This is a genomic window from Actinacidiphila cocklensis, from assembly GCF_907177275.1.
Taxonomy (GTDB): Bacteria; Actinomycetota; Actinomycetes; order Streptomycetales; family Streptomycetaceae; genus Actinacidiphila; species Actinacidiphila cocklensis.
In genome coordinates this window covers 239383-265396 of record NZ_CAJSLV010000114.1, presented here as the reverse complement: position 1 = coordinate 265396, position 26014 = coordinate 239383, and the positions used below count along the sequence as shown (strand labels likewise).

At 73.5% G+C, this 26014-nt stretch carries 25 protein-coding genes, 1 pseudogene and 1 riboswitch; of the genes and pseudogenes, 11 read left to right on the top strand and 15 right to left on the bottom strand.

Annotation, left to right across the window (positions count from 1 at the left end; translation table 11 throughout):
• The coding region (locus NFU81_RS38750; RefSeq protein ID WP_251501416.1) for a response regulator transcription factor at positions 1-169 on the top strand (169 nt) is incomplete at its 5' end.
• Between the two features lie 71 nt (positions 170-240).
• Here the strand turns inward: NFU81_RS38750 and NFU81_RS38745 are convergent.
• Positions 241-372: pseudogene (locus NFU81_RS38745) on the bottom strand (histidine kinase); the annotation flags it as partial.
• A gap of 110 nt (positions 373-482) precedes the next feature.
• Between NFU81_RS38745 and NFU81_RS38740 the strand changes: the two are divergent.
• A complete protein-coding gene (locus tag NFU81_RS38740; protein ID WP_251501371.1) occupies positions 483-2870 on the top strand; it encodes a glycoside hydrolase family 65 protein in 2388 nt (795 codons plus the stop codon).
• Positions 2871-2888: 18 nt separating this feature from the next.
• On the opposite strand, the gene NFU81_RS38735 is transcribed toward NFU81_RS38740, so the two are convergent.
• The 3 genes from NFU81_RS38735 to NFU81_RS38725 form a co-directional block, all read right to left on the bottom strand.
• On the bottom strand, positions 2889-3965 hold the full coding sequence (locus NFU81_RS38735; RefSeq protein WP_251501369.1) for a zinc-dependent alcohol dehydrogenase family protein: 1077 nt from the start codon (positions 3963-3965) through the stop codon (positions 2889-2891).
• A 45-nt stretch (positions 3966-4010) separates the two neighbouring features.
• Positions 4011-4226, bottom strand: a complete 216-nt coding sequence (locus NFU81_RS38730; RefSeq protein ID WP_251501366.1) for a DUF1918 domain-containing protein — start codon at positions 4224-4226, stop codon at positions 4011-4013.
• Positions 4227-4386: 160 nt separating this feature from the next.
• A complete protein-coding gene (locus NFU81_RS38725; RefSeq protein WP_251501364.1) occupies positions 4387-5055 on the bottom strand; it encodes a helix-turn-helix domain-containing protein in 669 nt (222 codons plus the stop codon).
• Between the two features lie 170 nt (positions 5056-5225).
• Between NFU81_RS38725 and NFU81_RS38720 the strand changes: the two genes are divergently transcribed.
• The 3 genes from NFU81_RS38720 (at position 5226) to NFU81_RS38710 (ending at position 7524) form a co-directional block, all read left to right on the top strand.
• Positions 5226-5492, top strand: coding sequence for a phosphofurin acidic cluster sorting protein (locus tag NFU81_RS38720; RefSeq protein WP_251501362.1), 267 nt, complete (start codon positions 5226-5228; stop codon positions 5490-5492).
• Between the two features lie 95 nt (positions 5493-5587).
• On the top strand, positions 5588-6034 hold the full coding sequence (locus tag NFU81_RS38715) for a hypothetical protein (RefSeq protein ID WP_251501413.1): 447 nt from the start codon (positions 5588-5590) through the stop codon (positions 6032-6034).
• 215 nt (positions 6035-6249) lie between these two features.
• Positions 6250-7524: a hypothetical protein gene (locus NFU81_RS38710; RefSeq protein WP_251501360.1), complete on the top strand. Its 1275-nt coding sequence runs from the start codon at positions 6250-6252 to the stop codon at positions 7522-7524.
• Between the two features lie 9 nt (positions 7525-7533).
• Here the strand turns inward: NFU81_RS38710 and NFU81_RS38705 are convergent, their stop codons facing one another.
• Positions 7534-9321, bottom strand: coding sequence for a cation:proton antiporter (locus NFU81_RS38705; RefSeq protein WP_251501358.1), 1788 nt, complete (start codon positions 9319-9321; stop codon positions 7534-7536).
• A gap of 710 nt (positions 9322-10031) precedes the next feature.
• Between NFU81_RS38705 and NFU81_RS38700 the strand changes: the two genes are divergently transcribed.
• On the top strand, positions 10032-11591 hold the full coding sequence (locus tag NFU81_RS38700; RefSeq protein WP_251501356.1) for a pectate lyase family protein: 1560 nt from the start codon (positions 10032-10034) through the stop codon (positions 11589-11591).
• A 30-nt stretch (positions 11592-11621) separates the two neighbouring features.
• Here the strand turns inward: NFU81_RS38700 and NFU81_RS38695 are convergent, their stop codons facing one another.
• Positions 11622-12449: an alpha/beta fold hydrolase gene (locus NFU81_RS38695; protein WP_251501354.1), complete on the bottom strand. Its 828-nt coding sequence runs from the start codon at positions 12447-12449 to the stop codon at positions 11622-11624.
• Positions 12450-12548: 99 nt separating this feature from the next.
• On the opposite strand from NFU81_RS38695, the gene NFU81_RS38690 reads away from it, so the two are divergent.
• Positions 12549-13493: an aldo/keto reductase gene (locus NFU81_RS38690; protein ID WP_251501352.1), complete on the top strand. Its 945-nt coding sequence runs from the start codon at positions 12549-12551 to the stop codon at positions 13491-13493.
• A gap of 23 nt (positions 13494-13516) precedes the next feature.
• On the opposite strand, the gene NFU81_RS38685 is transcribed toward NFU81_RS38690, so the two are convergent.
• Entirely contained in the window at positions 13517-14464 is a 948-nt protein-coding gene (locus tag NFU81_RS38685) for an RNA polymerase sigma-70 factor (RefSeq protein WP_251501350.1), read from the bottom strand.
• A 214-nt stretch (positions 14465-14678) separates the two neighbouring features.
• Between NFU81_RS38685 and NFU81_RS38680 the strand changes: the two genes are divergently transcribed.
• Positions 14679-16226 carry an MFS transporter gene (locus NFU81_RS38680; RefSeq protein WP_422665395.1) on the top strand — a complete coding sequence of 516 codons (1548 nt, stop codon included), beginning with the start codon at positions 14679-14681 and terminating at the stop codon, positions 16224-16226.
• A 257-nt stretch (positions 16227-16483) separates the two neighbouring features.
• Here the strand turns inward: NFU81_RS38680 and NFU81_RS38675 are convergent, their stop codons facing one another.
• From NFU81_RS38675 to NFU81_RS38665, 3 genes are all read right to left on the bottom strand, one after another.
• A complete protein-coding gene (locus NFU81_RS38675; RefSeq protein WP_251501344.1) occupies positions 16484-17653 on the bottom strand; it encodes a PP2C family protein-serine/threonine phosphatase in 1170 nt (389 codons plus the stop codon).
• A gap of 104 nt (positions 17654-17757) precedes the next feature.
• Positions 17758-18486, bottom strand: a complete 729-nt coding sequence (locus tag NFU81_RS38670; protein WP_251501341.1) for a hemerythrin domain-containing protein — start codon at positions 18484-18486, stop codon at positions 17758-17760.
• A gap of 226 nt (positions 18487-18712) precedes the next feature.
• Entirely contained in the window at positions 18713-19276 is a 564-nt protein-coding gene (locus NFU81_RS38665; protein ID WP_251501339.1) for an NADPH-dependent FMN reductase, read from the bottom strand.
• A 103-nt stretch (positions 19277-19379) separates the two neighbouring features.
• On the opposite strand from NFU81_RS38665, the gene NFU81_RS38660 reads away from it, so the two are divergent.
• Positions 19380-19838: a MarR family winged helix-turn-helix transcriptional regulator gene (locus NFU81_RS38660; protein WP_251501336.1), complete on the top strand. Its 459-nt coding sequence runs from the start codon at positions 19380-19382 to the stop codon at positions 19836-19838.
• Positions 19839-19874: 36 nt separating this feature from the next.
• On the opposite strand, the gene NFU81_RS38655 is transcribed toward NFU81_RS38660, so the two are convergent.
• The 5 genes from NFU81_RS38655 to NFU81_RS41540 all read right to left on the bottom strand — a co-directional run bounded on the left by NFU81_RS38655 (position 19875) and on the right by NFU81_RS41540 (position 24110).
• The gene (locus NFU81_RS38655) at positions 19875-20708 is read right to left on the bottom strand and encodes a tetratricopeptide repeat protein (RefSeq protein ID WP_251501333.1); all 834 of its coding nucleotides are present in this window, start codon (positions 20706-20708) and stop codon (positions 19875-19877) included.
• 134 nt (positions 20709-20842) lie between these two features.
• On the bottom strand, positions 20843-21847 hold the full coding sequence (locus NFU81_RS38650; RefSeq protein ID WP_251501330.1) for a transporter substrate-binding domain-containing protein: 1005 nt from the start codon (positions 21845-21847) through the stop codon (positions 20843-20845).
• A gap of 102 nt (positions 21848-21949) precedes the next feature.
• Complete coding sequence (locus NFU81_RS38645; protein ID WP_422665394.1) at positions 21950-22723, bottom strand: amino acid ABC transporter ATP-binding protein; 774 nt, start codon at positions 22721-22723, stop codon at positions 21950-21952.
• Positions 22720-23766 (bottom strand): amino acid ABC transporter permease, encoded by a 1047-nt coding sequence (locus NFU81_RS38640; RefSeq protein WP_251501327.1) that lies wholly within the window; start codon positions 23764-23766, stop codon positions 22720-22722. Before NFU81_RS38640 ends, NFU81_RS38645 begins: the two co-directional genes overlap by 4 nt.
• A gap of 215 nt (positions 23767-23981) precedes the next feature.
• Positions 23982-24110 (bottom strand): putative leader peptide, encoded by a 129-nt coding sequence (locus tag NFU81_RS41540; protein ID WP_422665393.1) that lies wholly within the window; start codon positions 24108-24110, stop codon positions 23982-23984.
• 189 nt (positions 24111-24299) lie between these two features.
• Positions 24300-24414, top strand: a riboswitch (SAM riboswitch).
• 39 nt (positions 24415-24453) lie between these two features.
• Here NFU81_RS41540 and NFU81_RS38635 point away from each other — a divergent pair.
• Both NFU81_RS38635 and NFU81_RS38630 read left to right on the top strand, forming a co-directional pair.
• On the top strand, positions 24454-24612 hold the full coding sequence (locus NFU81_RS38635; protein WP_251501325.1) for a putative leader peptide: 159 nt from the start codon (positions 24454-24456) through the stop codon (positions 24610-24612).
• Positions 24613-24797: 185 nt separating this feature from the next.
• Positions 24798-26003 (top strand): LLM class flavin-dependent oxidoreductase, encoded by a 1206-nt coding sequence (locus NFU81_RS38630; protein ID WP_251501323.1) that lies wholly within the window; start codon positions 24798-24800, stop codon positions 26001-26003.
• Positions 26004-26014: the final 11 nt, after the last annotated feature.

The window sequence follows — 26014 nt, the reverse complement described above, 5'->3', positions numbered from 1 at the left end:
CGCGCTGATCGGCGAGGGCCTGACCAACCGCCAGATCGGCGAGCGGCTCTACCTGTCGGAGAAGACGGTGAAGAACAACGTCTCCCGGCTGCTCAGCAAGCTGGGAGTCGAGCGCCGGATCCAGGCCGCGGTCATCGCCGGCCACGGCAGCCCCGAGCGGGGCCGCTGAGCCCGGGCAGCGCCCGGTCAACGGCCTGTCCGGGCTCAGGCGCCGTCCGGTACCAGCGGCACCTGCCACCGCAGGCGCTCGCCGGCCTGCGGGTGGTCCACGAAGCGCACCGCGCTCTGCAGCGTCATCCCGGTGGCGAACAGCCGCTCGATGGCCAGGTCGTGCAGGTCCCGAGCGATCCGGTCGCGCTCCTCCAGCAGCGCGCCGCGCCCTCTCCGGTCCGCCCGGTCACGCGGCGGAAGCCGGCGGCACGGCAGGCCCGTGCGGGACGTGGTGCGATGGGAGGGGGTGCCCACGCGGAAGGGATGCCGGCGTGCCGGACTGGACCTGGCGGTACGAAGGGTACGACCCCGCACAGGAGCGGCTGCGCGAGGCGCTGTGCACGCTCGGCAACGGGTACTTCGCGACCCGCGGTGCCGCGGCCGAGTCGACCGCCGACGCCGTGCACTATCCCGGCACCTACGCCGCCGGCTGCTACAACCGGCTGACGTCGCAGGTCGCGGGCCGCGCGGTCGAGAACGAGGACATGGTCAACCTGCCGAACTGGCTCCGGCTGCGGGTGCGGGCCGTCGACGGCGACTGGTTCAGCCCCGACCACTGCTCCGTCCTGGCCTACGAGCAGGCGCTGGACCTGCGGCGGGGCGTGTACACCCGGCGCATGCGGCTGCGGGACGGCGCCGGGCGCGGTGTGCTCGTCGAGGAGACCCGGGTGGTGCACATGGGCGACCCGCACCTGGCCGGGCAGCGGCTCACGGTCACCGCGGAGGGCTGGGAAGGGGAGCTGGAGGTGGAGTCCGCCCTCGACGGGAACGTGTGCAACGACGGCGTCGAGCGCTACCGCGGCCTCGACGGCCGGCACCTCACCGGCGTGGAGTGCGGCGCCACGGGCGCGGACACGGTCTGGCTGAGCTGCCGCACCTCCACCTCCGACATCCAGGTCGCGATGGCGGCCCGTACCCGGGTGGTGGACGGCTCGCCGCCGCTCTCCCCGCCCGCGGCCCCCGGCGGCAGCACCGCCGTCCACCGGCTGCGGCGGCCGGCGTCACCGGTGCGGCCTGTCACCGTCGAGAAGACCGTCGCGGTGCACACCTCGCGCGACCCCGCGATCAGCGACCCGGTGAGCGCCGCGGTCCAGCGGGCCGGCCGCGCCCCGGCCTTCGCCGAATTGCTGGCGTCGCACACCACGGCCTGGGAGAGCCTGTGGCAGCGGGCGGAGGTGGACGTGCGGGACGAGGCGGGGCACCTGCTGCGGCTGCACCTGTTCCACCTCCTGCAGACGCTCTCCCCGCACACGGCGGGCCTGGACGTGGGCGTGCCCGCCAGGGGCCTGCACGGCGAGGCCTACCGCGGGCACGTCTTCTGGGACGAGCTGTTCGTGCTCCCGTTCCTGAACCTGCACCTGCCGGAGGTCTCGCGGGCCATGCTGGCGTACCGCCACCGCAGGCTCGGCGCGGCCTGCCAGGCCGCGACCGACGCGGGCCTCGCGGGTGCGATGTACCCCTGGCAGAGCGGCAGCGACGGCCGGGAGGAGACCCAGCGCCTGCACCTGAACCCGCGGTCCGGCCGCTGGCTCCCCGACCACTCCCACCTCCAGCACCATGTCGGCTCCGCCGTGGCGTACAACGTGTGGCACTACTGCGCGGCCAGTGGCGACACGGACTTCCTGTACGGGGAGGGCGCCGAGATGCTGCTGCAGATCGCCCGGTTCTGGGCGCGGTCCGCGGTCTGGGACCCGGCGCACGAGCGCTACCGGATCCTCGGGGTGGTCGGTCCGGACGAGTACCACGACGCCTATCCGGGAGCGGCACACCCGGGGCTGGACGACAACGCGTACACCAACGTGACGGCCGCGTGGGTGCTCACCCGGGCGCTGGAGCTGGCGGACGCCCTGCCGGCCCCGCGCAGGGCCGAGCTGTACGAGCGCATGGGCCTGGAACCGTCGGAGACCGAGCGGTGGCAGGACGTCTCACGCCGGCTGCGCGTGCCCTTCCACAGCGGCGTCATCAGCCAGTTCGACGGGTACGGCGAGCTGGCCGAGCTGGACTGGGAGGGCTACCGGAGGCGGTACGGCGACATCAGGCGGCTCGACCGCATCCTGGAGGCCGAGGACGACAGCGTGAACCGCTACCAGGCCTCCAAGCAGGCGGACGTGCTGATGCTCGGCTACCTCTTCCCGCCCGCGGAGCTGTCCGCGCTGTTCGGACGGCTGGGCCACCGGCTGGACGACGACCTGTGGACCGGGACCGTCGACCACTACCTGCGGCGCACCAGCCACGGCTCGACGCTGAGCGGGCTGGTGCACGGCTGGGTGCTGGCCAGGTCACGCCGGTCGGAGGCGTGGAGTTACGTCCAGGAGGCGCTGCTCGGCGACGCGGCCGACGTCCAGGGCGGCACGACGGGCGAGGGCATCCACCTGGGCGCCATGGGCGGCACGCTCGACCTGGTCCAGCGCGGTCTGACCGGCCTGGACCCCGGGCCTGACGCGCTGCGGCTGGACCCGGTGCCGCTGCCCGGCCTCTCGCGTTTCCACCTGTCGCTGCGCTACCGCGGCCACTGGGGTGTCGGGCTCACCGTCCGGCACGGGCAGCTGCACGTCAGCGCCCCGGAGTCGGCGCAGGCACCGCTGCGGATCGCCCTGGGCGACCGGCTGGAGACGGTGCCGCCGGGCAGCTCGGTCACCCTCGACCTCCCGGCGGGGTGACGCCGTCACGCCGGGCGCTCAGGCCCGTCCGCCGGTCCGCACGCTCACGGTGTCGTGCGGCGGTTCGCCGAGCACCACCTTGAGCGCGCCGGTGTCGGCCGCGCGGCCGAAGATGTCGTACGCCTCCGCCATCTGCCCCAGCTCGAAGGTGTGGGTGACCAGGGAGGACGCCGGCAGCCTGCGGTCGATGAGCATCCGCAGCAGGGTCGGCGTGGAGGAGGTGTCCACCAGCCCGGTGCGGATGGTGACGTTCCTGCTCCACAGGTCTTCCAGGTGCAGCGCCGCGGGCCTGCCGTGGACGCCGACGTTGGCGAGGTGCCCGCCGGGGCGCACCATGCGGGCGCACAGCTCGAAGGCCTCCGGTGTCCCGACCGCCTCGATGACCACGTCCGCGCCCAGCCCGCCGGTCAGGTCCGCGACGAGCTGCTCCGCCTCGCTCGCGGTGGCGATGGCGTCGGCGCCCAGCCGCTTGGCGGCGTCCAGCCGGATCGCGGCCAGGTCGACGGCGACGATCCGGGACGGCGAGAACAGCTGGGCGGTCGTGATCGCGGCCAGCCCGACGGGGCCGCACCCGACGACGGCCACGGTGTCCCCCGGCCGGACCCGCCCGTTGAGCACCCCGACCTCGTACGCGGTCGGGAAGATGTCCGCCAGCAGCACCGCCTCCCCGGGGTCCAGCGACTCCGGCAGCGGGTACACCGACAGGTCCGCGAAGGGCACGCGGACGTACTCGGCCTGCGTCCCGTCGATCAGGTGGCCGAGGATCCAGCCACCGCCGCCGCTGCACTGCCCGTACGCAGCCTCCCGGCAGAAGCGGCACCGCCCGCAGGCGGAGATGCACGACACCAGCACCCGGTCCCCGGGCCGTACGCCGCGTACCGCGCTGCCGGCCTCGACGACCCGGCCCACCGCCTCGTGGCCCAGCACCGTGCCGGGCCGCACGTCGGGCACGTCGCCGTTGAGGATGTGCAGATCGGTACCGCAGATGGTGACCGCCTCGACTCTGACGATCACGTCCGTGGCGTCCCGGATCTCGGGGTCCGGCACGTCCTGCCAGGAGGACTGCCCGGGACCGTGGAAAACGAGCGCCTTCATGGGCCTTCTCCTCACTCCGCCCGGCCCCGGGGGGCCGGCCGGTGCTCAGGTCTGGTGGCCGCCCGCGGCGGACTTCCCCGCGAACTCCAGGTGCGCTTCGGGGCCGGGGAAGAACACCGTCTCCCGGTCGTGGTCCGTCCAGTGCACGACGTAGGGCGGCGAGCCGTCAGGGTGTTCGAGGCGGACGATCTGGCCCCGGCGGCGCTCCCCGCCGAGGTGCAGCGACTCCACCACGATCCAGTCTCCGGTGTGTGCGCGCATGACCTGCTCCTCCGCTTGCCCGTCGACCCCCGCTCCGCGCGGTGGGAACCCGCCGGGGCGATGGGCGCGGCCGTGATTGCGCATCGGACCCCGTGCTTCCACTTTACGGGGGTACGCCGCGGGACACCCGTTCGGCGAGCGGACCCCGCCGCCTGTCGGGTCACATGCCGGTGATGCGGCGGCCGGTGACCTCGGCCGCCTCGACGCGGACCCACAGCCGCCGGGCGCCGCCGGCCCACGGCTCCGCCGGGTGCTGCTCGGTGAGCCGCCGCGCCGCCTCGGGGTCCTCGATGCGTTCCGCGACGCCCGACAGCAGGACGCTCCAGCCTTCGCTGCGCCGGTCGTCGATCCGGTCCGCCTGGAAGGAGACCTCCGTGCCGCCGGCGGGGGCGGCCGGCCCGTGGGTCTCCGTCCGGTAGAGGACCGCGTGGCCGTCGACCACGTAGTTGACCGGCAGCACCACGGGCGCCGGATCGCCGGGCAGGGCGATGTGCCCCACCCCGTGGGTGCCCAGCTTGTCCCAGCACTCGTTCGCGGTCAGGTGCATCAGCACCGGATGACTGGCCGCCGCGCCCTGCCCGGGCGGCGGGTCGGCGCGTCCCTCCAGCATCTCCTGGTAGCTCAGCCCCAGGACGGAGGCGATCCGCATGAAGCCGCCGGGATCGAACCCGGGCCCCTGGGAGAACAGCTGCTGCAGGTAGCGGGGGGCCATGCCGGACTGCACGGCCAGGGCGTTCTCGCTCATGCCCAGCTGTACCCGGCGCTGGCCGATGCGCCGCGCGAGGTCGTCGGTCTCCGGCTGCTGCACGGGTTCGGCGTGGGAGTTCATGGCGGGCCTCCTTCCATCCAGCGTCGCCCCGCAGGCCGGGCAGCGCCAAGCGGCGGCCTCGTGGCCCATGGGCGGCTTTCGGCCGACGCCGAGCATTCGCGGACGTCCGGCGGCGGCCGAACGCTGCGGTGAGCCCGCAGAATTTCCGTTCCGCCGGAAAAGGTCCCGCCATGATCGGCTCCGCCGCCACGGCCGGCACGCGGGACGTGACCGCGCTGCTGGACGTGAGCTGCAACGCGATCCTCACCGAGACCGGCACGGTCGCCTCCGGCGAATTCCTCGGCAAGAAGGTGGTGGAGACCTTCACCGCGGCCGACCTGGCCTTACCGACTGCGCCACCGAGGCCGTCGTCACGAGCCTCGACTACGCCACCGTCCTCACCGTCCTGCCGCTGTAGGCGGCTCGGTAACCGACGGGCAGGGGCTCTCTTCGGGTGAAAAACCCGGTCCGGCCGCTCGTCGCGGCACGGCACGGGCCAGGCCGTGGTCTCTTCGGGAGCAGGGGGCTCACCGAAAGGAACGCGACGTTGAACGTGCGCAAAGCCGGAACGATCCTGGGCGCGGCCGCGCTCACCGTGCTGGCCGTCCCGGCCGACGCGGGGGCCGCCGCGGTGTCCTGCGGCGGAGGCGTGTCGACGGGCCGGGTCGCGGTCAACGGCTGCGTCAGCGCCCAGCGGGGGTCCCTCGGCAGATTCCCCACCCGGGACATCACGGCGTACATCAAGGCGCGCAACACCGGGACGAAGGCGCTGAACGTCTCCTACGAGGCGTTCTTCCGGGTCGTCGACGGCGGCCACTGGGAGAAGGTGGGCAGCGGACGCTCCTACGTCCGGGCGGGCGAGGAGATCGGCCCCGTCGAAGTGGGAAGCACGACCCGGGTGTGCGGGCCGGTGAAGGTCGAGATCCGGGTCCACGCGAAGGCCGACGGGGGCGTCTGGAGCGGCTGGTCGCCCGCGGCCACGAAGCAGTGCCAGACCTGAGCGCCTGAACCGCGCGGCCGCCCGGGTCCCGCGCCCTCGGCGGCCGCCACCATTGCCGGCACGTGAAATCTCCGACCGTCCCGTTGCCGTCGGGGCAGCCGGCGGTGAAGATCGGAAAGCCCCCCTGAGCTGCGCCTCCTGCCGGCCGTGCGCCCCGCGTACGGCCGCGCGGGCCATGACGCGTGCCCGATCGAGCGAACCTGACGGAGCAGAGAATGACCTCGAACATACCGAAACCGCCCGGGCGTCCGACCCGCCGGGCCGTGCTCGCCACCGCAGCCGCGGCCGCCGGTGCCACCGCCCTCGGCGCCGCCCCGGCCCGCGCCGACAGCGGCCACCGGGCGCACGGCACCGCGCCGCACGGGACGGCCAGCGGCGCGGCGCTCTACTCGGTCGTCGAGGGCTACAGCCGGTGGACCCACCGCACCGGGACCCAGGACGAGTCGGCCGCGCTCGACTGGCTCGGGCACCGGCTGCGGGAGCGGGGTGCGGTCACCGGCCGGTGGCACTACGACTACCCGCACTACCGGTGGTCGGCCGAGGTGCGGGTCGGGAGGGTGCCGGTGCCCACCGTTCCGCTGTACTACGAAGGCACCGGCAAGGTGGAGGGCCGCGCGGACTTCGTGCGGCCGGTGACGACCAGCAAGGACGGCAGCGACCCCGCGGTGCTCGCCGCGGTGGCGGAGGCCGCGGCCGCCGGTGCCTCCGTGGCGGTGCTCCCGACGACCAGCACCACCGCGACGTACCTGCCCTACGACGGGCTGGTGGGCTACAACAGCGACCCCGACGCCGCGAAGACCGGCGTCCCGACGCTGCTCGTCCCCGGACACCTCGCGGGCCATATCCAGCAGTACGGCGCCGACGTCGACTTCTCCGCGCGGACCGTCCGCGCCCGGACGTACTGCCTGACGGGGTGGTTCGGCACCCGGAAGCCGGTGTCCGACCCGATCGTCGTCACCACCCCGCTGACCGGCTGGTTCACCTGCGCCGCCGAGCGCGGTACGGGCATCGCGCTGGCGTTGGCGCTGGCCGCGGAACTCTCCCGCGAACACCCGGTGTTCTTCCTCGGCAACACCGGCCACGAGCTGAACAACTACGGCGCCCGGGCGTACCTGGCCGACGAGTTCGACCTCGCGCCGCGCGCCGTCTTCCACCTGGGCTCCGCGCTCGCGGCGGCCGCCGCAGGCCCCGACGGGCACTTCGAGCTGGCGCCCAGGGGCGCGGCGAGCAACCCGGGGTTCGACGCGGTGCCCGGGCTCGCGGCCGATCTGGCCACCGCGCGGTTCACCAAGGCGGCCAAGTTCCCCGGTGAGGGCGCGGTGTGGAACGCGGCACTGGGGAACGCGGTCCCGCTGCTGTCCCTGGCGGGCAACTTCCGCCAGTTCCACACCCCCGACGACACGCCCCGGGTGACCACCTCCCCCGAGGTGCTGGAGCAGGCGTACACCGCGGTACGGGCCGCGGCGCGCGACCTGCTCTCCGCCACCTGAGGCGGACGGCTACCCGCCGTTCGCGGACGGCACCGGGCTCGCCGCCGTCCGCGGGAGGAGGACGACGGCGACGTCCCCCGCCCTGGGCTCGGGGCGGCCGGCCTGCGTGACCGGGGCGAGGGTTCCGTCGGCCCTGACCAGGAACAGCAGTTCGTGGCCCGCGGGGACGCCGGCGCCCTCGGCGGCGGTCGCGATCCGCGCCCCGGCCTCGTACCGCCGGTTCAGCTCGGGCCGGGTGAGGCCGCTGCCGAAGAGCGCGGGACCCCCGGTGTACGGCGCGACCACGCCGTGCGCACCGCTCGCCGCCGCGAGCCGGTGGACGCCGCCCTCGGCGCTCTGCCGCAGCGTCATCGACGCGAGGGCGTTGAAGTCGTCCTCGTCGGTCAGCAGCAGCACCACGGTGACCCCCGCCAGCTCCGCGCCCGTCCCGCTGGCGTCCGCGAGCAGCTCGCCCGGGGCCAGTTGCAGGCCGGCCGCCGCGATCTGCTCGCGCTGGCCGGGCAGGGCCGCCCACATCAGCACGTCGAGCCCCGCGGAGCACAGCGCCCGGCCCAGGTCGATAACCCATGCGGCGCCCCCCACCAGCAGCGGGCGCGAGCGGGCGGGGCTCAGCACGCGCAGCCGCCGGGCCACCGGACGGGCCGTCAGCCCGTACACGCTGACCGTGGCGACGATCACCACGAAGGTCGCGGGGAGGATCTTGTCCGCCCCGCCGATGCCCTTGGCGACGAGCGTGGCGGAGAACGTCGACGCGGTGGAGGCGGCGACGATGCCCCGCGGGTCCATCCACCCCACGAACGCCCGCTCCCCGCGCGGGAGATCGGTGCCGTAGGTCGCGATCGCGGCCACCAGCGGGCGGACCGCCAGGACGAGCACCGCGACGAGCCCGAGCGTGGGCAGCACGACGTGCCGCAGCGAGTGCGGGGTGACCGTCGCCGAGATGGAGACGAAGAGCAGCCCGATGACGGTCGAGACCAGGGTCTCGAAGAACGACCGGCGGGCGGGGAGGTCGAGACCCGGCAGGTTGGCCAGCGCCATCCCCATGGTCACCGCCGCGATCAGCCCGGTGTCGTCCCTGACCACGTCGCAGGCGGCCGCCAGCCCGACGACCGCGCCCAGTTGCACCGTCGTGCCGAGCACCTCGCCCAGCGGCACGTACCGCAGCAGCAGCCACAGCAGGGCCGCGCCGATCGCGCCGCCGGCCAGGCCGATCGCGACGCTGATCGCGAACTGCCCCACCTGCGAGGCGGGTCCCTTGTGCTGGGCGGCGACGACCCCGTGGAAGACCAGCGCGCCCAGGATTCCGCCGAGCGGGTCGATCAGCGAGCCCTCCCAGATGAGGACGCGCTGCAGCCGCTCCCTGGGGCGGACGAAGTTCAGCAGCGGGCCGACGACCGTCGGCCCGGAGACGACCAGGATCGCGCCGAGCATCACCGCCGCCTGCCTCGACAGGCCGAGCAGCGGGTAGGCGAGCAGTGCCGCCGCCGCCCAGGTGACCAGGGTGCCGATCCACAGCAGCCGGACCACGACGCGGCGGGTGTGGCCGCGCAGCCGCCGCAGGTCCAGACTCAGGCCGGAGTCGTAGAGGATCACCGCGACCGCGAGCGACACCATCGGCGAGAAGGCGTCGCCCAGCAGCCGGTTCGGGTCGACGTCGTCGGTGAGCGCACCCGCGGCGAACCCGGCCGGCAGCAGCACCAGGAGCGCCGGGACGCGCAGCAGGGACGCCAGCAGTTGCGAGCCGACCGCCAGGACGACGATCAGTCCCAGGCCGGCCAGCACCTGGTTCTCGGTCACGGTCGCGCCTCCGGTGGCTGCCTGAGCGTCGGATACCTCCCCGGTCCGGTGACTCAATCACGCCCGGTTCCGGGCGCCGCCGGACGACTCGCGGGCGCCGGCGGCCGGCTGGGCCGCCTCCGCCGAACGGCCCAGCGCTCTGGCCCCCCGAGCCCCGCCGCTGCGACCGGACCTGACGGCACCTCAGGTCGCCCTGGCGAAGCGCTTTCTGCGGTTGGTCGAACCCTTGCCAATCTCGCGAGGGCTACCTTATGCTCGCGGACAGAAAGCGCTTTCTTGATCACAAGAATCGTTGCGCTGGAGGTGACCGCGGACACCTCCGGTGGCCTTGCGCAGGAGCCGCTGCCGCTCCCCTTGCGGGGAGTTCCTCCCGGCATGTCGACGCCCCTCCAAGACGGGTCCGGCACGGCGGAGCCCCGTCGCGCCGTCCCTCGCGGCGCGGCGGTCACGGGCTTCCTGCGGCGGCCGGCGGCCGCACCGCCGGGGCCGGCGGTCCCCGCCTCCCGGGCGACGTCGCCGTCAACACCGCCCGGCGCACCGAGCGGAGCACCCCGGAACCGGGCCGCACTGCGGGCTGCCCGGCAACCGGCGACGCACCGCACGCACGGCACGCACCGGGACCAGGTCGGCAACCCCGGCGGCCGCCCACGTCACCAGCGCACCGCGAGCACGACCCAACCCCCCACGACGAAAGCTCTGAGGAGACCAGGATGAGGCGACCAGTCGCGCTGCGACTCTCCGCGGCATTGGCCACGACGGCCCTGTCAGCCGCCACGGCGGTGGTTCTGCTGATGCCCGGCGCGTCCGCGGCCACCGCCGGCGCCACCGGCTACGCGAGCCAGAACGGCGGGACCACCGGCGGCGCGGGCGGCCAGACGGTGCGGGCCACCACGGGTACCGCGATCCACACCGCCCTGTGCAGCCGGGCCAGCAGCAGCACCCCGATCACCATCCAGGTCGAGGGGACCATCACCGTCGGCAACACCGGCAAGGTGTCGGGCAGCAGCTGTGACACCGCCGACGGCGTGATCGAGCTGAAGCAGATCAGCAACGTCACGATCATCGGGGTCGGCAGCGGCGCCGTCTTCGACCAGATCGGCATCCACGTCCGCGAGTCCAGCAACATCATCATCCAGAACGTGACCGTCCAGAACGTCAAGAAGTCCGGCTCGCCCACCTCCAACGGCGGTGACGCGATCGGCATGGAGAGCAACGTCCACAACGTCTGGGTCGACCACGTCAGCCTGCTGGCGTCGGGCGGCGAGGACCAGGGCTACGACAGCCTCATGGACCTGAAGAACAACACCCAGTACGTGACGCTGTCCTACAGCACCCTGCGCAACTCCGGCCGCGGCGGCCTGGTCGGGTCCAGCGACAGCGATCTCGACAGCAGCTTCGTGACGTACCACCACAACCTGTACGAGAACATCGACTCGCGTACGCCGCTGCTGCGCGGCGGTACGGCCCACACCTACGACAACTACTTCGTGGGCCTCACCAAGTCGGGCATCAACTCCCGGGCCGGCGCCCACGTCAAGGTGGAGAACAACTACTTCAAGGACTCCCAGGACGTCCTGGGCACCTTCTACACCGACCTGGCCGGCTACTGGCAGGTCAGCGGCAACACCTTCGACAACGTGACCTGGACCGCGGCCGGCACCGAGAACCACCCGGCGGGCCCGAACCCGCAGTCCAACACCACCGTCAGCATCCCGTACTCCTACAGCCTGGACCCGGCGAGCTGCGTGCCGAGCGTCGTGACGCAGACCGCAGGGGCCGGCAAGGGCCTGCAGACGTCGAACGGCAGCTGCGCGACGCAGTCCCCCACCCAGTCACCCACCCAGTCCCCGACCCAGTCGCCCACGCAGTCGCCCACGCAGTCCCCGACGTCCCAGCCCGGCGGGACCAACCTCAGCCTCGGTGCCGGCTCCGACGGCTCCAGCAAGGCGAGCGGCACCAGCTACGGCAACGTGCGGGACGGTGACCTGGGCACCTACTGGTCGCCGGCCGGCTCGACCGGTTCCATCTCGATCAAGTGGGACTCCGCCACCAGCGTCTCCAGGATCGCCGTCAAGGAGGCGTCAGGCTCCGCGGGCAGCATCGGCTCCTGGCGGGTGCTCAACGCCGACACCGGGGCCGTCCTGGCCTCGGGCAGCGGAGCGGGCAGCAGCATCACCTTCCCGCAGACCTCGCTGAAGAAGATCACCTTCGACATCACCGGCTCGGCCGGAACGCCGAAGGTCGCCGAGTTCGAGACCTACGCCGGCTAGCCGCACCGCCCGCATCACGGGGGGCCGTCCCTACGACGGCCCCCCTTCCGCCGCGCCCACCGCAGCGAACCGCCGCAGCAGGTCACCGGTCTCCTCGGGCGCCTCGACCATGGGGACGTGCCCGACGCCCGGCAGCAGTTCGACCCGGGTGCCCGGCACCGCGCCGTACTGATGAGCCGACGACGGCTCCCACCGCGGGTCGGCCGCGCCGAAGACCACCAGCCCCGGGACCCCGAGGGCCGCGAGGCGCTCGGGCATGCTCCGCTCGGTGATGTACTCGGTGTTGCCCCGCAGCACCGCCCTCAGCGCCCGGTACGTGGTGCCCCGCAACTCGGCGAGCGCGCCGTCGGGGAGTCCTGCGGGGCGTACGCACATCGCGCCGATCCACCTGCGGATCGCCGCGTCGGAACGCGCCGCCCACAGCAGCCGGCCGAAGGGCGGGGCCGTCAGCGCTCGCAGGGCCAGCGGCTGCGGAAGGAGCGCGTCGGGACGCGGGCCGCAGCTGACCAGCGCGAGCGACCGCACCAGGCCGGGGCGGCGCTCCGCGAGCGCGGTGGCGACGTAGCCGCCGCTGGAGTGCCCGGCCGCGGCGACGCTGCGCACGCCGAGGCCGTCGAGCAGCGCCGCGACCCGGCCCGCCTGCACGGCCACGCCGTACGACCCGGTCGGCGGCGACTGGCCGCAGCCCGGGAGGTCGACCCGGATGACGTGGTGGCCCGCGGCGAGGGCGGGCACCACCGGGTTCCAGAAGCCGCTGGACATCCCGGAGCCGTGGACCAGCAGCAGCGCCGGTGCCTGCCGGGGGCCGTCGTGGACCACGTGCATGCCGTGCGAACGCCCGATGTCGTCGTCGTTCATGGGAGCGATGATGCCCCCGCGGCCGGCTGCCGGTCCCCTACGCCGTCGCCGCGCACCGCGGACGGAATACCCGGTCCGCCGCGGGCGCTGGCACACTGCGTGACTTCTCTCAGCAAGCTCGGCACGTCCGGCCTCGAGGTTTCCCCGCTCGCTCTGGGCGGCAACGTCTTCGGCTGGACCGCCGACGAAAAGGCCTCCTTCGCCGTCCTGGACGCCTACGCGGCCGCGGGCGGGAACTTCGTCGACACCGCGGACGCGTACACCGCGTGGATCGAGGGCAACCAGGGCGGTGAGTCGGAGACCATCATCGGCCGGTGGGCCAAGGCCCGCGGCAACCGCTCCGACATCGTCATCGCCACCAAGGTCAGCCAGCACCCCGACTTCCAGGGCCTGTCCGCGGCCACCATCAAGGCCGCGGCCGACGCGTCCCTGCGCCGGCTGGACACCGACTACATCGACCTGTACTACACCCACTTCGACAAGCCCGAAGTGCCGGTCGAGGAGATCGTCGGCGCCCTGGACGAGCTGGTGAAGGCCGGCAAGGTCCGGCACATCGCCGCCTCCAACATCACCCCCGAGCGGCTGCGGGCCTCCCTGGAGTTCTCCGACCGCGAGGGCCTGGCCCGCTACGTGGCGCTCCAGCCGCACTACAACCTGGTCTCCCGCGACACCTACGAGGGCCCGCTGCAGGACCTCGCCGCCCGCGAAGGGCTCGCGGCCGTCCCGTACTTCGCCCTCGCCTCCGGCTTCCTCACGGGCAAGTACCGCCCGGGTACCACGGTCGACAGCGCCCGCGCCGGCTCTGCCGCCAAGCACGCGGGGACCGAGCGCGGCGGCCGGGTACTCGCGGCGCTGGACGGGATCGCCGCCGCCCACCAGGTCCCCGTCGCGACGGTCGCCCTCGCCTGGCTGGCCGCGCAGCCGACGGTGGCGGCGCCGCTGGCCTCGGCCCGCACGGTGGACCAGCTCCCGGCCCTGCTGGGTGTCGCGGACCTGCGCCTGGCGGAGGACGAAGTGGAGCTGCTGACGCGGGCGTCCGCCTGACGCCGCGCCCGCGGCGGCCTGCCTCACCGGCTCACGGCGGTCTCCTGCTGCACGCGTGAGAGCTTCTCGGGGTTGCGCACGTTGTACAGGCCGGTGACGCAGCCGTTGTCGAAGCGGACCGCGAGCACGCTGTCCAGCTCCCCGTCGACGCGGACGAGCAGGCCCGGTCCGGCGTTGACCTGCATCGTTTCGATCGTGACCTCGACGCCGCGCTTCCCCCAGAGCCCGGCCAGCAGGCGGGCGACCTTGTCGGCGCCGACGACGGGCCGCAGCATGGCCTGCTTGACGCCGCCGCCGTCGCTGAGGGCGACGACGTCCGGCGCGAGGATGTCGAGCAGGCGCTGCATGTCGCCGGTCCTGATCGCCCGCAGGAAGGCCTCGAGTGCGGCGCTGCCCTCGGCCGGGGAGACGGTGCCGCGCGGCCGGCGGGCGGCGACGTGGGCGCGGGCACGGTGGGCGATCTGGCGTACGGCGGCCGGGGTCTTGTCGACGGCCGCGGCGATCTCGCCGTACTCCAGGTCGAACACCTCGCGCAGCACGAACACCGCCCGCTCGGTCGGCGCGAGCGTTTCGAGCACCACCATCATCGCCATCGACACGCTCTCGGCGAACTCGACGTCCTCGGCCACGTCGGGCGCGGTCAGCAGGGGCTCGGGCAGCCACGGCCCGACGTAGGACTCCTTGCGCCGGTCGAGGGCGCGCAGCCGGCTCAGCGCCTGCCGGGTGACGATCCGCACCAGGTAGGCGCGCTTCGCCCGCACGGTGTCGGGGTCGACGCCCACCCACCGCAGCCAGGTCTCCTGCAGGACGTCCTCGGCGTCGGTGGCGGAGCCGAGCATCTCGTAGGCGACGGTGAACAGCAGGTTGCGGTGGGCGACGAACTCCGCGGTGGCCGCGTCCACCGTGTCCGGCCGGCCGGTGCCGCCGAGCGGTTCCGCGGTGTCGGTGCTTCGTATGCTGCTCTCGCTCATGCCTGGCTCCCTGCCGTTCGCTGCGCGCATCCCACACGCACAAGACGCCGGTCCCCGCCGCTTTGTGACACCCGCGGCCGGTGGCCCAGGTCACATTCCCGCGCTGTCACAGGGCCTGGGACGGCGGCGTCCCGTGTTCGTCGGGAAGCGCGCCGTCCGCAGGTGGCGGCCCGCCCCGGCGGCCCGAAGCGTTCGGTGTTCGTGTGGCAGGGAGATGATCGTGGCAGCGCACAGTACGGCCCCCGCGGCCGGGACAGGCCCGGGAGCGGCATTGACGGCGGACCAGGACCCGAGGCGGTGGCTGATCCTCGCCGTCATCGCCGCCGCCCAGCTCATGGTCGTCCTCGACCTGACCGTGATGAACCTCGCGCTGCCGTCGGCGCAGCGCGCGCTGGGCTTCTCGACCGCCGACCGGCAGTGGGTGGTGACCGCGTACGCGCTGTCGTTCGGCGGCCTGCTGCTGTTCTGCGGGCGGCTGGGCGACCTGGTCGGCCGCAAGGTCACCTTCCTGACCGGGCTCGCCGGCTTCGCGGTCGCCTCCGCCGTCGGCGGTGCCGCGGTCGACTTCCCGATGCTGGTCTCGGCGCGCGCCTGCCAGGGCGTCTTCGGCGCGCTGCTGGCGCCGTCAGCCCTGTCGCTGCTGGCCACGACCTTCAAGGACCCCAAGGAGCGGGCCAAGGCCTTCGGCGTCTACGGTGCGGTCGCGGCCGCAGGGGGCGGCCTCGGCCTGCTGCTGGGCGGCGCGCTGACCACGTACCTGTCCTGGCGCTGGTGCATGTACATCAACACGGGCTTCGCTGCGGTCGCGATCGCCGGCGGCGTGCTGCTGGTGGGCCGGCAGCAGAAGTCGCCGGGCGGCCGGCTGGACGTCCCGGGCGTGCTGGCGGTGTCGGGCGGGATGTTCTGCCTGGTCTTCGGCTTCTCCAACGCCGCGTCGCACAGCTGGCGCACGCCCTCGACCTGGGCCTTCCTCGGCGCCGGTGTCACGCTGCTGGTGGTGTTCGCCGCCTGGCAGTCCCGCACCGCGCACCCGCTGCTGCCGCCCCGGGTCGTCCTGGACCGCAACCGCGGCGGCGCCTACCTGACCGTCCTGGTCTTCGGGGCCGCGACCTTCGGGCTCTTCCTCTTCCTCATCTACTACATGCAGGTGACGCTGGGGTACTCGGCGGTCCGCTCCGGCGTCGCCATGGTGCCGGCAGTGGTGCTCAGCGGGCTCCTGGCCACCGTGGGCAACACCAGGCTGCTGCCGCGCTTCGGCCCCAAGCCGATGGTCGCCGCCGGGATGCTGCTCAACGCGGCGGCCATGGTGTGGCTGACCAGGATCGGCGCGGACTCCGGCTACGCGTCGGCGCTGCTCGGTCCGCTCATGGTGAGCGGTGCCGGCAACGGCCTCATCTTCGGCATGGTGGCCGCCACCGGTACCTTCGGCGTGGCGCCACAGGACGCGGGGGTGGCCTCGGCGAGCATCAACACCGGCCAGCAGCTGGGCGGTTCGATCGGCACCGCGCTGCTCAACACCGTCGCGGCCAGTGCCTCCACCCGCTACGTCTCCGGCCACGTGCACGGGCGGCCGACCCCGCAGCTGCTCCAGGCCGCGGCGATCCACAGCTACACCACCGTCTTCTGGTGGTGCGCGGGGATCTACGCGTTCGGCGCCGTCGCCTGCGGCACGCTGCTGCGCCGCGGCCCGCTGCGCCGGCCCGCGGGCGCCCCCGTCCAGGAGCGGCCCGAGCCGGCGGCAGCGGCCCCGGGTCAGCTGTAGGTGACCCGCCAGGCCCTGGCCATCTGGCGCGCCCAGGGCCACAGCCACCTGGAGGCCGACGTCCTGCACCACATCGCCGAGACCCACCTCGGCCGGCACCGGCCCGCGCAAGTCCCGCGCCGCCTGGCGCCAGGCCCGCGACCTCTACACGGCCCAGCACCGCCTGGCCGACGCCGAGCGCGTCCGGCGGCACCTGGACGACCTCGACCGGCTGCCGGGTCCACCGGCCTGACCGGCATCGGCAGGAGCGCGGGCTGCTACATCAGGGACTTCTTCGACCGAGCCCGCCGCCGAGGGCTGCCGTCGGCCGGGGAGTCGCGGCGGACCGCGACCATGGCGGCGTCGTCGCCGAGGGCGCCTGAGCTGTGGACGAGCAGGTCCTCGCGCAGGACGGACAGCAGGTCGACGGGGCGGACGTCGCCGGCGACGACGTGGGGAAGCCGGTCGGCCAGCGGGTAGAAGCGGCCGGCGGCGTCGCGGGCCTCGGTGACGCCGTCGGTGTAGAGCAGCAGCGTGTCGCCGGGCTCGAAGGGGAAGACGTCCGGCGCGGCGCCGGACGCCCGCGGCAGCAGGACGCCGATCGGGGGCGCGCTCTGGTGCGGCGCGAGCGTGGTGACGCGGCCGTCGTGCAGGCGCAGCGGCGCGGGGTGACCGCTGTTGAGGATGCTCAGGCGCGGTTCGTGGTCGGGGATGTCGACCAGCGCGGCGGTGATGAAGGATTCCTCGGCCTCCGGGCCGAGCCGGTCGGGCTGGGCGAGCCCCCAGCCGACGACGGCCTCCAGCTCGGCCTGCAGCGCCCCCAGCGGCAGCTCGCGGTGGGCGGCGCTGCGGAAGGCGCCCAGCAGCAGGTCCGCGTCGTCGACCGCCATCAGCCCCTTGCCGCGGACGTCGCCGATGAGCAGCCGGGTCCCGTGACGGGTGCGTACCGCCGCGTAGAGGTCGCCGCCGATACGGGCCTGGTCGGCCGCGGCCTCGTAGCGGAAGGCGACCGACAGCGGGCCGATGCGGTCGGGCAGCGGTTGCAGGACCACGCGCTGCGCGGCCTCCGCAACCGAGCGCACCTGTCTCAGCTCGGCGCTGTGCCGCTCCCGCAGCCGGCAGAAGAACGCCGTGAACGCGGAGATCACGATCAGCGCGACGAGCTGGCTCTCGTGGTTGGACGTGAGGATGCTGTTGCGCACCGCGGCGATGGTGAACAGCGCGGCGGTGGCGAGGAGCCCGATGAGCGCGGTCAGCCGCGCGCTGCCGAACGATGCGGTGAGGGCGGGTGCCACCACCAGCAGCGGCCCGAGATGGACCTCCGGCGGCGACAGCACGTCGGCGACGGTGATCATCGCGACCAGGACGATCGGGATCGCGACCAGTCCCCGGTTCGACTGCCAGGACCAGCCGGTGTCCTCGCGAGGCGACGACCAGGGGACCCGCATATTTCCTCGTTACGCCGATTTCCCGTCCGCGTACCCTCCCCATTGTGCGTCCGGCCCCCGCACCCCACACATCGACGGCGTCCCCGCCGGGCCTGCGGCGCCCGTCACCCCGCCTGTCGTGCGGTGGCCGGGTCGCCCGCGGCGCCCAGTGACCTGGCGAGCGCACGGTAGCGGTTGACCAGCAGCGGGGTGGACCAGCGCAGCGGCGCGGGCAGGTTGGCGCGCATCTCGGCGTAGCCGGGGACGGGCTCGGGCAGCGCCATCAGGCCGAGGACGAGGTGCGGCCCGCTGCGCGGTGCGCCGTCCACGACGGCCTGCCGCAGCCGGGTGATCTGCGCGTCGGGGACCTGCGGGAAGAGGGTCCGCAGCACCGGCTCCTCGGCGCCGAGGTGGTTCGCCAGGATGTCCCGGACGTTCTGCGCCGCCGGGTTGGCCGCCGTGGCGGCGAGGCCGACGACGGCCACGACGTTGGCGCCGCCCTTGCCGTTCAGCACGGCGGCTATGGCGCCGGTGGCCTCGGTGAGGGCGTCGAGCTCGGCGTCCAGCGCCTCGTGCTCGGTCGTGAGCCGGTCCAGGTCGGCCACGGCCGCGGGGAACTGCTCGCGCAGGACGGGCCAGAGCAGCTCGTCCTCGCTGCGGTGGTGGTGGTGCACGAACTCGACCAGCCAGCGCGATGCCGCCACGAGGGCCTTGTGGTCCACCGGGTCGCCGGCGGCGAGGCGGGCGAAGGAGTCGGCGACCAGGGCGGCCCCCCGCCGCATGATCCCGTGCACGGCGAGCAGCTCCTGGTAGAGGCGGGGGCCTTCGTGGTGCGGTGCGGGCGTGGCGGACATGCGGGCGGCCTCGTCTCTCGGCGCTGAGCAGATTCAGGTGAATGTCAGTGTAATCAAATTAATCTTCCCCCATCGAATATGGCTCGCGTGAGCTGCGGAGGTGTCCGCGACCCGTCGGCCTCCTGCCGCGCCCCTGACCCCGTGCGGCCCGCGAGCGACCGGCGCCGCCCGGCCGAACGCTCCTCCACGCGTTCAGCCGGGCGGCGCCGGTCGGTGTGCCGCGCCTTCAGTTCTTGGCGCGGAGCGGGGCCAGCGCATCGCTCCAGGCCACCACCTGGTCGAGCGTGGCGGTGACGGCGTCGGCCTGGTGGGCACCCGGCTTGAGGACGCTGAAGTTCTCGAAGTCGGTGAACATCGACAGCGCGACCTGGTTGCGTACGTCCGCCATCTGCAGCTCGCCCACGATCAGGCGCAGGTGCTCGACGGCGCGGGCGCCGCCCACCGAGCCGTAGCTGACGAAGCCGACAGCCTTGTTGTTCCACTCGGCGAACAGGAAGTCGATGGCGTTCTTCAGGGCGCCCGAGGTGGAGTGGTTGTACTCGGGGGTCACCATGACGAAGCCGTCGAAGGAGGCGATCTTCTCCGCCCACTGCACGGTGTGCGGCTGCGCGTACTGCCCCATCATCGGCGGCATGACCTCGTCGAGGTGCGGCAGCTTGTAGTCCAGCAGGTCGACGAGCTCGAACTCCGCGTCGCTGCGCTGCGCGGCGATGTCGTACACCCAGCGGGCGACGGCCTCGCCGTTGCGGCCGGGACGGGTGCTGCCGATGATGATGCCGATCTTGGTCACAAGGGGTCCTTCACTGTCACTCCGGCTGGAGCCGGGTAATATTTGCTTGACGCAGCAAGCAAACACCCGAGTACTTGCTTCGTCAAGCGAGTAGGATGTGGGCATGACCACGCAGGAAGGCGTCCAGCCGATGAGCGCGGCCGAGGAGGCATTCGTCAGGGCACTGAGCAGAGTGCTCCAGGTGCTGCCGCGCGCCGTCGACCAGGACATGACGCGCGCGGGTCAGCTCCCGCTGTCGGAGTACATGGCGCTGGTGCACCTGTCGGAGGCGCAGGACCGGCTGATGCGGATGAGCGAGCTGGCTGCCGCCTGCGACCTGTCGCTCAGCGGGATGACCCGCATCGTGGCCCGGCTTGAGCAGCGGGGACTGGTCCAGCGGGTCCGCTGCGAGGCCGACGGCCGCGGCGCCAACGCCGTCCTCACCGAGGCGGGCCTGCAGCACCTCCGGGAGGCCTGGCCCGCGCATCTGGCCAGCGTCCGGCGGCACCTGCTGGACCACGTCGAGGGCGAGCACCTGGAGACGCTCACCCAGGTGCTCCAGCGCATGGTCACGGCGTACTGACCTGACGGCGCGGGCGGCCGTCGACGCGGCGCCCGGTCAGGCGGTTTCGATGCCGTCGAGCAGCGCCCGCGCCTCGGCGGTGCGGTGGTGGCCGGGGCCGAAGGCGGCCAGGCAGGCGTCGTGGGCAGCTGCGGCCGACAGCCGGGCCTCGTCCGCGCGGCCCAGGCCGAGCAGCGCGGTGGCCACCATCAGGCCGACGGCGCCGGTCTCCGGGCGGCGCTCGCGCTCCGGCAGGTCGCGAGCCAGTTCACCGGCGCCTTCCGCCTCGGCGAGAGCCTCCTCGTGGCGGCCCTGCCCGTTGAGGCTGCGGGCCAGGCCGAGCCGCAGGACCAGGGTGAACCGGTCCCGCTCCGCCGCGGGTCCGGCGGCGAGCGCCTCACGGGCGGCCGCCTCGGCCTCCTGGTGGCGGCCCTGCGCGTTGATGGCGAAGATCATCCCGTTGCGGGCGGCCGCCGCCACGAGCGCCATCTCCGGCGCACCGCCGCGGTCTGCTGTCCGGGCGACGGCAGCGCACTCCGCCTCGCATTCCGCGTGCCGGCCGAGCCGGGCCAGCCCTTGGGCGCGGTCCGAGCGCAGTTTCAGGGTCTGCGGGTCCTCCGCGCCGAAGATCCTGCCGAAGTCGGGCAGCACGGCGTCGTAGACGTCGACGGCCTCGGCGTGACGGCCCTGCGCGCCCATCGCGAGCCCGGCCACGCTCCACGCCAGCGGCCCGTGCGGATCGTCGCGCCGCCAGGACCGGGACTCGGCGACAGCGCGCGCCTCGGCCTCCGCTGCGGCGTAACGCCCGTCCACGTAAAGGGTGATGGCCTGAGTCAGGGGCGAACTCGCCCCTCCGGCCTCGTGACGGCCCCGCGACCGGAAGAACTTCATGGCGGGAGCATACGGGCCGGCTCCCGCCCGGCGGTCGGCCACGAGGCCCTTCCCATCCGGCGGTTGTCCGGCCGCGTGGCAGACGGCCGGCAATGGCGGTGCCCGCCCCGGTTCGGGGGCAGGCACCGGCAGGGCTAGAAGGACGGTGCCGGGTTCAGCTGGGAGGCGGTCAGACCGCTGCCGGGGAGGTTCCACTTGGCGAAGATCTTCGCGTAGTCGCCGGTGGCGATCAGCTTGTTGACCGCGTCGCTGAGCGCCTTGGCGACGGGCGAGTCCTTCGCGGTGACGAAGCCGACCGGCGTGGTGCTGACCTCGCCCAGGTACTTGGTGCCCGGCAGGTGCGCCGCCTCGTACTTCACGCCCAGCGTCGGGCCGAAGCTGACGTCGACCTTGCCGCTCTGCAGGCCGAGCAGGATCGTCGCGTTGTCGGCGAAGTACTGCACCTTGTAGGGCTTCTTGCCGATCGCGGCGCACTTTCCCGCGCCGTCGGTCAGGATCTGCTGGAAGGTCGACCCGGGGGCGGTCGCGATGGTCAGGCCGCACAGGTCGGTGAGCTGCTTGACGGTGTCGACGGGGGTGTCCTTGGAGCCGAGGAAGGCCTGGCCGTCGTTGAGGTAGGTGGCGAAGTCCACCACCTTCTCCCGCTCCTTGGTGGCGCCGAAGTTGTCCTGGCCGACGTCGTAACGCCCGTTCTGGACGCCGGGGATCACCGTGGGGAAGGTGCCGTACTGCACGTCCCACTCGATGCCGAGCACCTTGGCGACGGCGTTGCGCAGGTCGACGTCCAGGCCGATCTGGGTGCCGTTCTGCTCGCCGCCGTGCGGCAGGCCCACGGTGCCGGGTGTACGGGTGGTGCCCAGGATCAGCTTGCCGCTGTCGCGCGCCTTTGCGGGCAGTTCCGCCCTCAGCGCCGGGTCGGCGGCAATGGCGGAGACCACGTCCTGCGTCGGGATCGCGGCCGAGTCGGCGGCCTGCGCGCCGCTCGCCGCGGCGTCCTTGCTGCTCTTGGGGGTGCCCGGCGCCGAGTCGTCGGAGGAGCTGCCGCAGGCGGCGAGGAGCACCAACCCTGCGGTGGCGGCGGCGAGATACGGGATACGGCGGCTGAAGCGGCGTTCGGTGGTCACGGTTGTGCCTTTCACCAGGGAGAGCCTGCGGGACGTGCGGAGGGACTGCGGGCCGGCGGCGGCGACGGCTGCGCAGGAAGGTGTGAAGGGGGTGGCGGTCCGGGAGGAGGGGCGCCGTCACAGCACCGCGGCCAGGAAGGACCTGGCCCGCTCGTGCCGGGGGTCGGTCAGGACGTCCTCGGGCGCACCGGACTCGATGATGCGGCCGCCGTCGAGGAAGACGACGGTGTCGGCCACCTTCCGGGCGAAGCCGATCTCGTGGGTGACGACGATCATGGTCATGCCGCTGAGTGCCAGATCCTGCATGACGGCGAGGACCTCGCCGACGAGTTCCGGGTCCAGCGCGCTCGTCGGCTCGTCGAACAGCAGCAGCCGCGGTTCCATGGCCAGCGCGCGGGCGATGGCCACCCGCTGCTGCTGGCCGCCGGACATCTGCCGGGGGTAGGAGTCCTCCCGGCCGGCGAGGCCGACGCGTGCGACCAGTTCGCGGGCACGGGCGGCGGCCTGCTTGCGGGACAGGCCGCGTACCGCGACCGGCGCCTCGGTGATGTTCTCCAGCACGGTCATGTGCGGGAAGAGGTTGAACTGCTGGAAGACCATGCCCACATCGGCGCGCTGCCGGGTGACCGAGCGGGACCGCAGTTCGTGCAGCCGGGTGCCGTCCCGGCGGTAGCCGACGATGTCGCCGCCGATCTCGACGAAGCCGGCGTCCGGCCTCTCCAGGTGGTTCACGCAGCGCAGCAGCGTGGACTTGCCGGAGCCGGACGGGCCGAGCAGGACGGTCACCTCGCCCTCGCGCACGTCCAGGTCGATGCCGTCGAGGACGACGTTCGCGCCGAAGCTCTTGCGCAGCCCGCGGACCCGCACCAGCGGCCGCTCGTCCGCGGTCACGACAGCCCCACCAGGTCGGTCCTGGCCCGGCCGAACAGCGGGATGTTGGACCGCGCCACCTGCCACAGCCCGCGGGCCGGCGGCCGTCCTGCCCGGTTGCTGCCGCGCGCGTAGTGGCGCTCGACGTAGTACTGCCCGATCGACAGCAGCGTGGTCAGGACGATGTACCAGAGGGTGGCGACCAGGAGCAGCGGCATGATCAGGAAGTTCTGGTTGTAGATCAGCTGGGTGGAGTACAGCAGGTCCTGCACGGCGATGACGCTGACGATCGAGGTCGCCTTGAGCATCCCGATCAGCAGGTTGCCGGAGGCCGGGACGATGGCCGGCATCGCCTGCGGCAGCACGATCCGGCGGAAGATCCGCCCCTCGCGCAGGCCCAGCGCCCTGGCGGCCTCGCTCTGGCCGGGGTCGACGGACAGGATGCCGCCGCGGACGATCTCCCCGGAGAACGCGGCGACGTCCAGGGTGAGTCCGACGTAGGCGGCGAGGATGCCGCTGAACAGGTGCGCGGTCCCGAAGCCGGCGAACTCCGGCCCGAAGGGCACGCCCACCGACAACCGCGGGTAGAGGGAGGCCAGTTCGTACCAGAAGAGCAGCTGCACCAGTGGCGGGACGGAGCGGATCAGCCAGACGTAGCCGAAACTCAGGCCCCGCAGCACCGGGTTGCGCGACAGCCGCATCGCGGCGATCCCGATGCCGAGCAGGTAGCCGCTGGACATCACGGCGGCGGTGAGCCAGAGGGTCAGCAGCAGGCCGTGCAGGATCGAGCCGCGCAGGAAGTACCGGCCGACGACGTCCCACTGGAAGCGGTCGTTGGCCACCAGGGTGTGCACCAGCATGGCGAACAGCACCAGCAGGACCCCGGCGGAGATCCACTGCCCGGGGCGGCGCAGCGGGACCAGCCGTGCGGCCAGCAGTTCGCCGTCCCCCGGCCGGCTGTCGAGGGGATGCAGCGGCCCTCTGCCGGGTGCGGGCTTCGTGAGGTCGGGCGGGGGGTGGCCGGGCACGGCGGTGGCCGGCCCGGAGAGGTCGTGCTGGGTCATCGGGGTGTCCCGTCTGGGGAGGGCACGGCAGCGCGGGGCGGCCCGGCAGCCCGCACGGGGGCGCCGGACAGCCACTCGGGACTACCGGGATGAAGGGGGAAGGAAGCGGTGCCGCGTACGGCATGGCCGCACGCCGGTGTTCGGGCGCGCGTCGAACCTGCCGTGCACGGGCGGGAGTTCGGGGCCTGCGGATCGGCGGGCGGCCCCGCGGACGGTCAGTGGGCCGCGGTCGTTCCCGGACACAGGGCGCTGCTGACCCGGAGCAGATCGACGTGCCGCCGGGTCACCCGGGTACGGAATGAGCCATCGGGGTGCAACCGGCGGTCGCGCTGTGCCGCGTCCATGTCCGTCCCCTCGCTCTCGTCGGATCGCACTCATCCGCCCTGTGCAAGGGCGCTGTCCCTACAGCACGTTAACCGCAGCGCTCCGGTCAGACAATCCCCCGCCGGCCCGAACGGTGCTGGAAGCGACCGGCGTCACTCCTGGCCGAATGGGATTGTGTTCCACGGCGCGGCGGAGTTACCGTGCTTGCAGGTCATGAGCGTCAGCAACCAAGGCCCTGGCCTGCTGACCGGCAACCCTCCGTCGCGGCGGGGTGCTCCAGGTGACGACCCGGCGGGGCCGACGACGGCTCGGCAAGTGCGAACCCGGACAGGCGTGAGCCGTTCGGGACCGGGAGGTGACGGGATGCGGGAGACCACTGGGCGCTCGCTGCCCTCCCTCGCCACGTTCTCGCGCCGCCACATCGACCTCCAGCGTGTCGCCGGCGCCCTGTGTCCGGGCTCGACGACGGCCGTGCCGGGGCCGGACCACCGGCCCGCCGCGCTGCCGCGCACCGCCGGCTAGCGCCGCACCACCCCTCGGTTCCACCCCCACCTCACCCTTCGCTGCCCCCCCCGGGCCGCTGCGTGCCCGCTGCGGGGCCACGTTCGGCATGCCTGCGCCATGGCTCCCCGCCGACGCACCGGCTGTCGGCATGCCGGTGCGACGGCTGTCCGCCCGAGCCCGCCCGACCAGGAAGCGGTACGCCCATGTCCCGATCCACCCCCCTCCTCCACCTGGCCGTCGCCCTGGACGGCGCCGGCTGGCACCCCGCCGCCTGGCGGGAGCCCGGCGCCCGGCCCAACGACCTGTTCACCGCCGGCTACTGGGCGGACCTGGCCGCCGAGGCCGAGCGCGGCCTGCTGGACTTCGTCACCATCGAGGACTCCCTCGGCCAGCAGTCCAGCAGCTTCACCGGACCCGACGGGCGCACCGACCAGGTGCGCGGCCGGCTGGACGCGGTCCTGACCGCGGCCAGGATCGCACCGCTGACCACGCATCTCGGCCTGATCCCGGCCGCGGTGGTCACCCACACCGAGCCCTTCCACCTGTCCAAGTCGGTCGCCACCCTGGACCACGTCAGCGGCGGCCGGGCCGGCGTGCAGGTCCGGGTGTCGGGCCGGGCCGACGAGGCCGCGCACTTCGGCCGCCGCGAGGTGCCCCGGCTGCCGGTCGCGGCGCTGGACTCGCCCGCCGGACGGGCGCTGCTGGAGGAGCTGTTCGGCGAGGCCGCCGACTACGTGGAGGTGGTGCGGCGGCTGTGGGACAGCTGGGAGGACGACGCGGAGATCCGCGACGTGGCGACCGGCCGCTTCATCGACCGCGCCAAGCTGCACTACATCGACTTCGCAGGGCGGCACTTCAGCGTCAAGGGTCCCTCCATCACCCCCCGGCCGCCGCAGGGCCAGCCGCTGGTGGCCGCCCTCGCCCACCGCGCGGAGCCCTTCCGGCTGGTCGCCACGTCCGCCGACATCGGCTTCGTCACCCCGCACGACACCGCGCAGGCGACGGCGATCGTCGAGGAGATCCGCACCGGGCAGGACCGGGCCGGCCGGGGTGGGCAGACCGTGCACATCCTCGCCGACCTGGTGGTCCTGCTGGACGACGAACCCGGTCGCGCGGCCGAGCGCAGGGCACGCCTGGACGCCTCCCTCGACGCGCCCTACGCCGGCGACGCACTGGTCTTCGCCGGTACTCCTGCCGAACTCGCCGATCTGCTGCAGGAGTTCGCGCGGACCGGGCTGACCGGCTTCCGGCTGCGGCCGGCCACCCTGCCGTACGACCTGGAACGGATCACCGGCGGGCTGGTGCCCGAACTCCAGCGGCGCGGGGCCTTCCGGCAGGCGTACCAGGCCGGCACCCTGCGCGGGCTGCTCGGCCTGCCGCGCCCCGCCAACCGCTACACCGCCGCCTGAGCGCCCGGCGC

What these genes read in the sequence shown, in the direction of transcription:
- NFU81_RS38735 (WP_251501369.1), bottom strand. Translation starts at nt 3,965, where the DNA reads ATGAAGGCGCTCGTTTTCCACGGTCCCGGGCAGTCCTCCTGGCAGGAC.
- NFU81_RS38730 (WP_251501366.1), bottom strand. Translation starts at nt 4,226, where the DNA reads ATGCGCGCACACACCGGAGACTGGATCGTGGTGGAGTCGCTGCACCTC.
- NFU81_RS38725 (WP_251501364.1), bottom strand. Translation starts at nt 5,055, where the DNA reads ATGAACTCCCACGCCGAACCCGTGCAGCAGCCGGAGACCGACGACCTC.
- NFU81_RS38720 (WP_251501362.1), top strand. Translation starts at nt 5,226, where the DNA reads ATGATCGGCTCCGCCGCCACGGCCGGCACGCGGGACGTGACCGCGCTG.
- NFU81_RS38710 (WP_251501360.1), top strand. Translation starts at nt 6,250, where the DNA reads ATGACCTCGAACATACCGAAACCGCCCGGGCGTCCGACCCGCCGGGCC.
- NFU81_RS38700 (WP_251501356.1), top strand. Translation starts at nt 10,032, where the DNA reads ATGAGGCGACCAGTCGCGCTGCGACTCTCCGCGGCATTGGCCACGACG.
- NFU81_RS38695 (WP_251501354.1), bottom strand. Translation starts at nt 12,449, where the DNA reads ATGAACGACGACGACATCGGGCGTTCGCACGGCATGCACGTGGTCCAC.
- NFU81_RS38685 (WP_251501350.1), bottom strand. Translation starts at nt 14,464, where the DNA reads ATGAGCGAGAGCAGCATACGAAGCACCGACACCGCGGAACCGCTCGGC.
- NFU81_RS38680 (WP_422665395.1), top strand. Translation starts at nt 14,679, where the DNA reads ATGATCGTGGCAGCGCACAGTACGGCCCCCGCGGCCGGGACAGGCCCG.
- NFU81_RS38675 (WP_251501344.1), bottom strand. Translation starts at nt 17,653, where the DNA reads ATGCGGGTCCCCTGGTCGTCGCCTCGCGAGGACACCGGCTGGTCCTGG.
- NFU81_RS38670 (WP_251501341.1), bottom strand. Translation starts at nt 18,486, where the DNA reads ATGTCCGCCACGCCCGCACCGCACCACGAAGGCCCCCGCCTCTACCAG.
- NFU81_RS38660 (WP_251501336.1), top strand. Translation starts at nt 19,380, where the DNA reads ATGACCACGCAGGAAGGCGTCCAGCCGATGAGCGCGGCCGAGGAGGCA.
- NFU81_RS38655 (WP_251501333.1), bottom strand. Translation starts at nt 20,708, where the DNA reads ATGAAGTTCTTCCGGTCGCGGGGCCGTCACGAGGCCGGAGGGGCGAGT.
- NFU81_RS38640 (WP_251501327.1), bottom strand. Translation starts at nt 23,766, where the DNA reads ATGACCCAGCACGACCTCTCCGGGCCGGCCACCGCCGTGCCCGGCCAC.
- NFU81_RS41540 (WP_422665393.1), bottom strand. Translation starts at nt 24,110, where the DNA reads ATGGACGCGGCACAGCGCGACCGCCGGTTGCACCCCGATGGCTCATTC.
- NFU81_RS38635 (WP_251501325.1), top strand. Translation starts at nt 24,454, where the DNA reads ATGCGGGAGACCACTGGGCGCTCGCTGCCCTCCCTCGCCACGTTCTCG.
- NFU81_RS38630 (WP_251501323.1), top strand. Translation starts at nt 24,798, where the DNA reads ATGTCCCGATCCACCCCCCTCCTCCACCTGGCCGTCGCCCTGGACGGC.